At 73.0% G+C, this 8815-nt stretch carries 9 protein-coding genes; 6 read left to right on the top strand and 3 right to left on the bottom strand.

The window, feature by feature from the left end; translation table 11 throughout:
• The first annotated feature begins 184 nt into the window (after positions 1 to 184).
• A complete protein-coding gene (locus GT354_RS21265) occupies positions 185 to 598 on the top strand; it encodes an SSI family serine proteinase inhibitor (protein ID WP_161357941.1) in 414 nt (137 codons plus the stop codon).
• Between the two features lie 194 nt (positions 599 to 792).
• On the opposite strand, the gene GT354_RS21260 is transcribed toward GT354_RS21265, so the two are convergent.
• Positions 793 to 1776: a helix-turn-helix domain-containing protein gene (locus tag GT354_RS21260; RefSeq protein WP_161357940.1), complete on the bottom strand. Its 984-nt coding sequence runs from the start codon at positions 1774 to 1776 to the stop codon at positions 793 to 795.
• A 132-nt stretch (positions 1777 to 1908) separates the two neighbouring features.
• Here GT354_RS21260 and GT354_RS21255 point away from each other — a divergent pair, with 132 nt between their 5' ends.
• Complete coding sequence (locus GT354_RS21255; protein WP_161357939.1) at positions 1909 to 2877, top strand: NADP-dependent oxidoreductase; 969 nt, start codon at positions 1909 to 1911, stop codon at positions 2875 to 2877.
• Between the two features lie 87 nt (positions 2878 to 2964).
• Here GT354_RS21255 and GT354_RS21250 read toward each other — a convergent pair whose 3' ends face one another.
• Positions 2965 to 4437: an AMP-binding protein gene (locus GT354_RS21250; protein WP_161357938.1), complete on the bottom strand. Its 1473-nt coding sequence runs from the start codon at positions 4435 to 4437 to the stop codon at positions 2965 to 2967.
• Between the two features lie 267 nt (positions 4438 to 4704).
• Between GT354_RS21250 and GT354_RS21245 the strand changes: the two genes are divergently transcribed.
• The 4 genes from GT354_RS21245 (at position 4705) to erm (ending at position 8010) form a co-directional block, all read left to right on the top strand.
• Positions 4705 to 5544, top strand: a complete 840-nt coding sequence (locus tag GT354_RS21245) for an isocitrate lyase/phosphoenolpyruvate mutase family protein (protein ID WP_161357937.1) — start codon at positions 4705 to 4707, stop codon at positions 5542 to 5544.
• An 82-nt stretch (positions 5545 to 5626) separates the two neighbouring features.
• Complete coding sequence (locus GT354_RS21240; protein WP_161357936.1) at positions 5627 to 6241, top strand: DJ-1/PfpI family protein; 615 nt, start codon at positions 5627 to 5629, stop codon at positions 6239 to 6241.
• A 69-nt stretch (positions 6242 to 6310) separates the two neighbouring features.
• Positions 6311 to 6847, top strand: coding sequence for a GNAT family N-acetyltransferase (locus GT354_RS21235; RefSeq protein ID WP_161357935.1), 537 nt, complete (start codon positions 6311 to 6313; stop codon positions 6845 to 6847).
• Between the two features lie 338 nt (positions 6848 to 7185).
• Positions 7186 to 8010 carry a 23S ribosomal RNA methyltransferase Erm gene (gene erm / locus GT354_RS21230; RefSeq protein WP_161357934.1) on the top strand — a complete coding sequence of 275 codons (825 nt, stop codon included), beginning with the start codon at positions 7186 to 7188 and terminating at the stop codon, positions 8008 to 8010.
• A gap of 69 nt (positions 8011 to 8079) precedes the next feature.
• Here the strand turns inward: erm and GT354_RS21225 are convergent.
• Positions 8080 to 8815: pyridoxal-phosphate dependent enzyme (locus GT354_RS21225; protein WP_161357933.1), on the bottom strand; the 736-nt coding region annotated here is incomplete at its 5' end.

Raw genomic sequence — 8815 nt, 5'->3', positions numbered from 1 at the left:
CGAGGGCCGCCTTGTTTCGGCGCGTTGGCCGTGGCGTTCGCGAGCCGGCGCGGGTCACCCACAAGGCTGGAGACGGGGCCGACCGGCTCAAGGCCGGGCGGACCGGCGCCGATGACGAACCGTAGGCGGGGTCCTCGTGGGGGACCGGGCGGCGGTCCAGGCCCCGACCACGGGAGGTGGGCAAGTGCGCGCGAAGCTGTTGGCGAGCCTGGGCGGCGCGGTGTCGGCGGCAATCCTGGTGGGCAGCAGCGGCGTCGCGCCCGCGTCGGCCACGCCGCCGCCCTTCGGGTACCTGCGCTTGACGGTGCATCAGGGCCAGGGCACCACCGGACCGGTGGTCGCCGAGGCCGAACTGTGGTGCCACCCCGACGGCGGCAGCCATCCCACCCCGGCCGCTGCGTGTGCCGCGCTCGACGCGGCCGGCGGCGACCCGCAGCGTATCCCCGCCCGGTCCGGCATCTGCCCGGCGGTCTACGCCCCGGTCACCGCCGTCGCCACCGGCCACTGGCGTGGCGGCGCCCAGCGGATCGACTTCACCCGCACCTACGGCAACCACTGCGCGTTGCGCAACGCGAAGCCGCCACTGTTCGACATCTGAGCCGTTCGACCGCCGAACGACCCGGCCCTTCGACCATTCCGGGGTCGAAGGACCCGGCGCGCGGAAACGACCTCGGAATCGGGGCCTCGGAACCGCGGTTTCGAGCCTGCCCTACCCCGAGGCCGTTTCCGTGCGGGCCGGTACCGCGTGGGGCCTTGCCGGCGCGGCTCCGGGTTGCCCTGTTGCGTGATCCCCTACCGGCCGCCGCTCGACCGCGCCGGCTGCGCGCGGAACGTACGGCGATAGGTGTGCGGCGCGACACCTACGGCCACGTGCAGGTGTTGGCGCAACGAGGCGCCCGTGCCGAGCCCCGCGCGCAGGGCGACCAGGTCGATCGGCAGATCGGTCGTCTCCAGGAGCCGGCGGGCCAACTCGACCCGCTGAACGGTCAGCCACCGGCCCGGGCTCTGGCCCACCTCGGCCCGGAACTGCCGGGTGAACGTGCGCACGCTCACCCGCGCGTGCGCGGCCAGATCGGCCAACACCAACGGCTCGTCCAGGTGTTCCAACGCCCACGCGCGAGTCGGCGCGGTGCCGTGCCGCGAGACCTCGGGGACCGGCCGCCGGATGTACTGGGCCTGCCCACCCTCGCGCCACGGCGGTACGACGCACATCCGCGCGACGTCGTTGGCCACGTCGCTGCCGTGATCGCGGCGCACGATGTGCAGACACAGGTCCACGCCCGCGCCCACCCCCGCCGATGTCAGCACGTCCCCGTCGTCGACGAACAGCACGTCCGGATCGACCCGCACCTCGGGAAACAGCCGCTGAAGCCGCTCCGCCTGCCGCCAGTGCGTGGTGACCGGACGGCCCGTGAGCAGCCCCGCCGCAGCCAGGACGTACGCACCCGTACAGATGGCCACCAGCCGGGTGCCGGGCCGGATCCGGGCCAACGCGGTAGCGAGCTCGGGTCGCAACACGCCGCTTTCGTACACGTCCTCCAGCGCGTGCGAGGGCGGGATCACCACCGTGTCCGCCCAGGCCAACGCGCCGGCGTCGTGATCGACCACGATCGAGTAGTCGGCGGCGGTGCGCACCGGACCGCCGTCGACGCCGCACGTGATCACCCGATACAGCGGCTCGTCCGCCGGTCCCCGAGCCACGCCGAGGATGCGAGCGGGAATACCGAGCTCGAAGGGGACGACACCGTCCAGAGCCAGGACCACGACATTGTGCATGGCCCGATCCTTGCAAAGGTTGGCCATCGGGCCGGCACCGGGTGGCGGCTTCGTCGGACAGTCTCGAACCGCACGAGCAACCAGTTCCCGACCGCACGAGCACCACGAAACGAACCGGCAAAGAGGGCGACCATGAGCGAGACAACCCCCCCGCGGATGCGCGCGATCAGCCAGGACACCGCCGGCGGACCGGACGTCCTGCACCTGATCGAGACCGACCGCCCCGAACCCGGACCGACCGAGGTCCTGGTCCGCGTCCAGGCCGCCGGCGTCAACCCGACCGACTGGAAGACCCGCGCGCGTGGCCGGTTCTACAGCGGACAGGAACCGCCGTTCACGCTCGGCTTCGACGTCGCGGGCGTCGTCGAGGCCGTGGGCGCGGGCGTGACGATCCTCGCGCCCGGCGACGAGGTGTTCGGCATGCCGCGCTTCCCGCGTCCCGCCGGCGCCTACGCCGAGTACGTCACAGCGCCGGCCAGGCACCTCTTCCGCCGCCCGGCCGGCCTCGGCGCCACGGCCGCCGCCGCACTGCCGCTCGCGGCGCTCACCGCGTGGCAGGCGTTGGTCGACACGGCCGAGGTGGCCCCGGGGCAGCGGGTCCTGATCCACGCCGCCGCGGGCGGTGTCGGGCACCTGGCCGTACAGATCGCCAAGGCGCGGGGCGCGTACGTGATCGGTACCGCGAGCGCCGGCAAGCACGAGTTCCTGCGCGGAATCGGCGTCGACGAGGCGCTGGACTACCGAAGCGTCGACTTCGCGGAAACCGTGCGGGACGTGGACGTGGTGCTCGACACGATGGGCGGCGACCATCCGACCCGCTCGCTGCGAACGCTGCGTCCGGGCGGCGGCACGCTGGTCTCGATCGTCCCGCCGGACGAGACCTTCCCGGTCGAGCAGGCCCGCGCGGCGGGGGTGCGGGCGGTGTTCGTGATGGTCGAGCCGGACTTCGCGGGACTGCGCGAGATCGCGGCGCTGGTCGCGGACGGTCGACTGCGGGTCGAAGTCGCCGCCGTGCTGCCGCTCGCGGACGCGGCGAAGGCGCACGTCCTGGGCGAGACGGGGCGCACGACCGGCAAGATCGTGCTGTCGGTGAGCGACTGACGGCGGGTCGGCGCGCGGTGGGGCCGCCCTCGGTGGACACATCGGCGGGCGGTGGGGCCGGTGGTCGGGAGGCTTTCGGTGGGAGGGTCAGACGGTGGTCGGGGGGCCGCCTTCGGTGAGCTGTTCCCGTAGGGCGGGTTTGCTGATCTTGCCGGTGCCGGTCACCGGCAGGGCGTCGGTGAACAGCACGCGCCGGGGGACCTTGAAGCCGGCCAACCGCGAGCGGCACAGGGTGACAAGTGCGTCCGGGTCCACGGTGGTGCCGGCGGTCGTGACGACCACCGCAACCACGCGCTCGCCCCAGCGTGGATCCGGTTCGCCGACCACGGCGACGTCGCGCACGTCGGGGTGCCCGCGCAGGACAGCCTCGACCTCGCGGGCGCTGACGTTCTCGCCGCCGGTGATGATGACGTCCTTCTTGCGGTCCAGGACGTACAGGTAGCCGTCGGCGTCCACGCGGCCCAGGTCGCCGGTGCGAAACCAGCCGTCCGCGAACTCGCCGGTGTCCGACTGCCAATAGCCGTCGGCGACCTGCTCGGCGCGGACCGAGATCTCGCCGGTCGCGCCGAGCGGAACCGGCACGCCCGCGTCGTCGACGATCCGGATCTCCACCCCGGGCCCGGGCCGGCCGGCCGCCGCGTACAGCTCGGGTCGATGGTCGGCGGCGCTCAGGAACACCGCGTTGCCGGACAACTCGGTCATCCCGTAGCCCTGGTTGAGCCCGCACCCGAGCAACCGGTCGACCCGGCGGATCAGTTCCGGGGTGATCGGCGAGGCGCCGTAGCTGATCGAGCGGATCCGCTCGCGCAACCCGTCGCCCTCACGCACGTGGTCGAGCAGCGCGTCGATCATCGTCGGCGCCAAGGACAGGTTGGTGACGTCGAACTCGCGGATGACGGACGCCAGTCGCGCCGGATCGTAGCGGTGCAGGACCACCACCGGGCGGCGCACCAGGTGGTGGGCCGGCACCTGGTAGCCCGCCACGTGCGCGAGGGGGAACGGGGTGAGCACGACCGCGTCCGGGTCCACCGGACGGCGCGCGAGCGACGTGCGCATCGACGCGGTCAGGCTGCGGTGGGTCAGCCGCACGCCCTTGGGCCGGCCGGTGGTCCCGGACGTGAACAGCAACCACGCCAACGCGGTGTCGTCGGTGGCCGGCGTGAACGCGCGTGGCGTCCCGAGGTCGGCGTCGGCGAGGTCGACGGCGGGACCGCCGGTCCACCCGAGCCGCCGCAGCAGGTCGGCGTCACCGAGCAGCGACTCGGCCCCGGAGCGCTCCAACTGATCGGCCCACTCGCGCGGATGCAGGCGCGGATTCAGCGGCACGAGCACCCGGCCCGCCCACGGCACGCCGTAGTAGGCGGCGACGTACTCGGCCCGGTTGTGCGCCAGAATCCCGATCCGCGCACCCGAGGACGTGCCCGCCGCGACGGCGCCGGCCAGCGCGAACGCGCGGTCCGCGAGCTCGCCGAACGTCCACGACGTGTGCCCGGGCACGATCAGCGCCGTGTCCCCGGGCACCTCCCGAGCGGCCTCGACCAGGATCTCGTGCAGCAGCAACGGGGCCTCCCTTGTCTCGCGGGGACGCTATCGCAGCGCGGGAGCGATGCCCCGAACGGGTCGCGGCGGGGCCGGTGCGCGGATGGAATCGCGCGCGGGCGAAGTGTGCGGGCGGCATGATGGCGGGCGTACCAGGATCACGCACCAAGGTCGTGCGGGGCCGAGGTCGCGGGTGTGGACGACGCGGTGACACCGTCACACCTGCCGGGACCGGGCCCGCGGAGCCGGTCGGGTGTGGGTCCGTCGCCGATCCGGAGGTCCAGCCCGATGACCAACCCCAGCCGTTTCGCCGAGTTCCGCGCGCTGCACCACGCCGAGACGCCGCTGTTCCTGCCCAACGCGTGGGATCACGCGTCGGCCGCCGCGCTCGTCGAGCGCGGATTCCCGGCGATCGGGACGACGAGTCTGGGAGTCGCGGTCGCGGCCGGCAAACCCGACGGGGAGGGCGGCACCCGCGAGGAAACCCTGCGCCTGGGCGTCGGGTTGGCGCGGCTGCCGGTACCGGTCAGCGTCGACATCGAGGGCGGCTTCGCCGAACGTCCCGAGGACGTCGCCCGATTGGGCACCGAACTGGTGCGCGCCGGCGTGGCGGGCGTCAACCTGGAGGACGGCCGAGCCGACGGCACGCTGACCGCGACCGAACACCAGGTCGAACTGATCGTCGCGCTCAAGGAGGCCGCGCCGACACTGTTCGTCAACGCGCGCACCGACACCCACTGGGTGGGCGGCGAACCCTCGCTCGACGAGGCGGTGCGCCGGATCCGGGCGTATCGGGCCGCCGGCGCGGACGGAGTCTTCGTACCCGGCCTCCAGGAACCGACCGCGATCGGCACCCTCGTGGCCGCGACCGACGCGCCGCTGAACATCCTGTACAGCCCCACCGGTCCGACACCCGCCGCCCTGGCCGAGCTGGGAGTGCGGCGGATCAGCCTGGGCTCACTGCTGTTTCGGGCGGCGGTGCGCAGCGCGGTGGATCTGGCGTGGTCGGTGGCCCACGGCTCGGAAACGTCGGGATCCCCCACGCCGCTCGGATCGTTGCCGCACGTGAGCGACATCCCGTCGTACGCACAGGCGCAGGCGATGACCGAGGTATTCCGCGAACGGTGACCGCCCCGGGTGGTCGGTGGGGGAGACCGGTCCGGCGGTAGCCTGGCCGGATCGGTCAGGTGATCACGTGGACGGAGATCCGATGCCGCAGGTCGCAGTGGTCACTTTCGACGGCTTCAACGAGATCGACAGCTTCGTTGCCGCGGCGATCGTCAACCGCTGCCGCAAGCAGGGCCTCACGGCCTACATCACCACGCCGACGCCGACGGTGACCTCGATGAACGGCGTCGAGATCACCGGGCAGCGTTCGCTGGAGTTCGTGCCCGAGGCGGACGTGGTGCTGATCGGCAGCGGCATCAAGACCCGCGACGTGGTCGCCGACGACGCGCTGATCGACGCCCTGCCGCTCGACCCGTCCCGCCAACTGATCGGGGCACAGTGCTCGGGCGCCCTGGTCCTGGCCCGCCTCGGCCTGCTCGACGACATGCCGGCCTGTACGGACGTCACGTCGCGCCCGTGGGTCGAGGCCGCCGGCGTCGAAGTGCTCGACGCTCCCTTCCACGCCCGCGGCACCATCGCCACGGCCGGTGGCTGCCTGGCCGCGCAATATCTGGGCGCGTGGACGATCAGCCGCACCCTGGGCGAGGCGTCGGCTCGCGCGGCGATCGACTACGTCGCGCCGGTGGGCGAACAGCGGGCAACGGTCGAGCGGGTCTTCGCCGCACTGCGCGCGGGGGAGCGGGAGCCGGTGAGTTGACCGACCGGGCGCGGCTTCCGCCTCGCCCGAATGCGAGCGGGAAACGGGCCGAGGCGTCACAATCGCCGGATGATCATCACTGCTTCGCCCAGGCCCGGATGGGTCGTCGGCACCGGGCCCGTGGGCTCGGACGAGGCCGGGACCCTGCTGCGGGAGTACTACGTCGACGTGAGTGACCGCTACTACCGGCTGCACTTCGACCGGGACTCCACCGCCGAGGAGATCGAGACCGGATTCGCGCTGTCGACCAGCGACCATCTCGCGCCGCCGACCGGCCTGTTCCTGATCGGACGCCACGACGGGGTGCCCGCCGCATGTGCGGGGTTGCGGGTGATGGACGCGCGGACGGTCGAGTTGACCCGGGTGTACGTGCGGCCGACGCTGCGCGGGACCGGCGGTGGCGCGCGTTTGATGGCCGCTGTCGAGGAGGGCGCGCGCAACCTCGGAGCGGATCGGATCGTGCTGGACACACGGCTCGACCTGGTCGAGGCGCGGGCGCTGTACGTGCGGCACGGATTTCGCGAGATACCGGCGTACGCGCGGGGCATGTACGCGGAGATCTGGTACGGCAAGGAACTCGAACCCCGTCCCGCGCCCGGTCGTTGACTCGGCGTGCCCCGCTGTGCGGATTGGCGGGTAAGTGCGTGAGCGGGCGAGCGGGTCGGTCCGCTGTGCTCCGTTCGTGCCCCGAGTCGGCCGGCTCGTGTGTTGTGCACTTCGGTCGCGCGCGGGAGCGAAACTCGTTCGAGTCGGTCGGCCGTGGTCCGTTAGGGTGCCGGGCATGGCTGCTTTCGGTTGTGCTTTCGGGTGCGCGTTCATGAGGACCCGCCGCTTCTAGCGGCAGGCCGAGAGCGCATCTTTCGTCGGTTCTGCCGCACTTCGGGCCCATCGCCGGTGCGGCGCTTCGTGCTGCCCGGCTCCGAACTGCTTTTGCGGAGCCTTCCATGGTTCATCCCACTCACGGTGGACGTCACGAACTCGGTCAGAACTTCCTCGTAGACCGGTCGGTGATCGCCACCTTCGAGGACCTCGTCGCCCGCACCACCGGGCCGATCGTGGAAATCGGACCCGGCGACGGCGCCCTCACCCTCCCGCTGAGTCGCGACGGCCGGCCGATCACGGCCGTCGAGATCGATCCCAAGCGGGCTCGTCGGCTGGCGCGACGTATGCCGGCGCACGTCGAGGTGGTACCGGTTGACGTGCTTCGCTTCGCGTTTCCGCGCGAGCCGCACGTGGTGGTGGGCAACCTGCCGTTCCACCTCACCACCGCCGTCCTGCGCCGACTGCTCGAAGCGGAGCACTGGCACACCGCCGTGCTGCTCGTGCAGTGGGAGGTCGCCCGGCGCCGGGCGGGCGTCGGCGGCGCGACCATGCTGACGGCCGCCTGGTGGCCGTGGTTCGACTTCGCGTTGCACGCGCGGGTGCCGGCTCGGGCCTTTCGGCCGATGCCCTCGGTGGACGGCGGGCTGCTCACCATGACGCGGCGCGGCACCCCGCTGATCGACGGACGGCGGGCGGCCTACCAGGACTTCGTCCGCCAGGTGTTCACCGGGCCGGGGCGTGGGACAGCCGAAATCCTGGACCGGACCGGCCGGTTCGCGCGGCCGGCCGTGCGCGCTTGGATGCGCGCCGAGCGCCTCGCGCCGTACACGTTGCCGAAGGACCTGACGGCGGGTCAGTGGGCGGAGCTGTGGCGACTCGCCGCACCCCGGGAGGGCGGCGCCCCGGCCCGCGCCGCCCGGCGCGAACCCCGGCGGGCGCGGGCCTAGGTCGAGGTGGCCGCGGCCCGGCGGCGCTCGGTCGGGCCCGGACGCCCGCCTTCCCCGGGTGGTGCTCGGTCAGACCGGGATGCCCGCTGCCCTGAGTCCGCGTTCGACCGCCGGCCACGTGGGCTCGGTGAGCGCCGGCGGGTGGGTGCCGACGTCGAGGTCCTTGAAGCCGCTCGACGTGGCGATGCAGACCACCGGGCCGTCGATGGGGCCGTGGGTACGCAGGCCGGCCAGACCCGCAGCGGCGGAGGTCTCCACCCACAGGCCCTGCCGGGCGAGTTCGGCGCGAGCCGCGGCCATCGCCTCGTCGGTGACGAGCAGGGCCTCGCCGGCGCTGTCGCGCACGGCGACCACGCCGCGATAGCCGCCGACGGGGCAGTCGATCGCGTACGCCGAGGTCGGCCCGACCGACACGCGCGCGGCCGGCCGCCCCGTCCGGACGGCGGCGGCCAACGGGCCACCGGCGGCCGGTTCGCACGCGAACATTCGTGGCGTCCGATCCGTCACGCCCAGGCGGCGCAGTTCGGCGAAGCCCTTCCACACGCCGTACAGCACCTCGCCGTAGCCCGTCGGCACGAACACCGCCGCCGGAACGCCGAGATCGGCGTGGATCTCGTAAGCGATCGTCTTGTAGCCCTCGGACCCGAAGGCATGGCCCGTGTGGGTGTCGGTGAGATTGCTGAGCGGATGGAATCCGAGCCGGTCGACGACCAGGCGCATGAGCGGCCACCGCTCCTCGGCCGGCACGGTCAGCACCGCCGCGCCGTAGCCGCGCAGGAACGAGTCCACCGCGGGCGGCCCGCCG

Source organism: Streptomyces sp. SID3343 (genome assembly GCF_009865215.1).
GTDB lineage: Bacteria > Actinomycetota > Actinomycetes > Streptomycetales > Streptomycetaceae > Embleya.
This window is presented reverse-complemented; position numbering and strand designations above follow the sequence as displayed.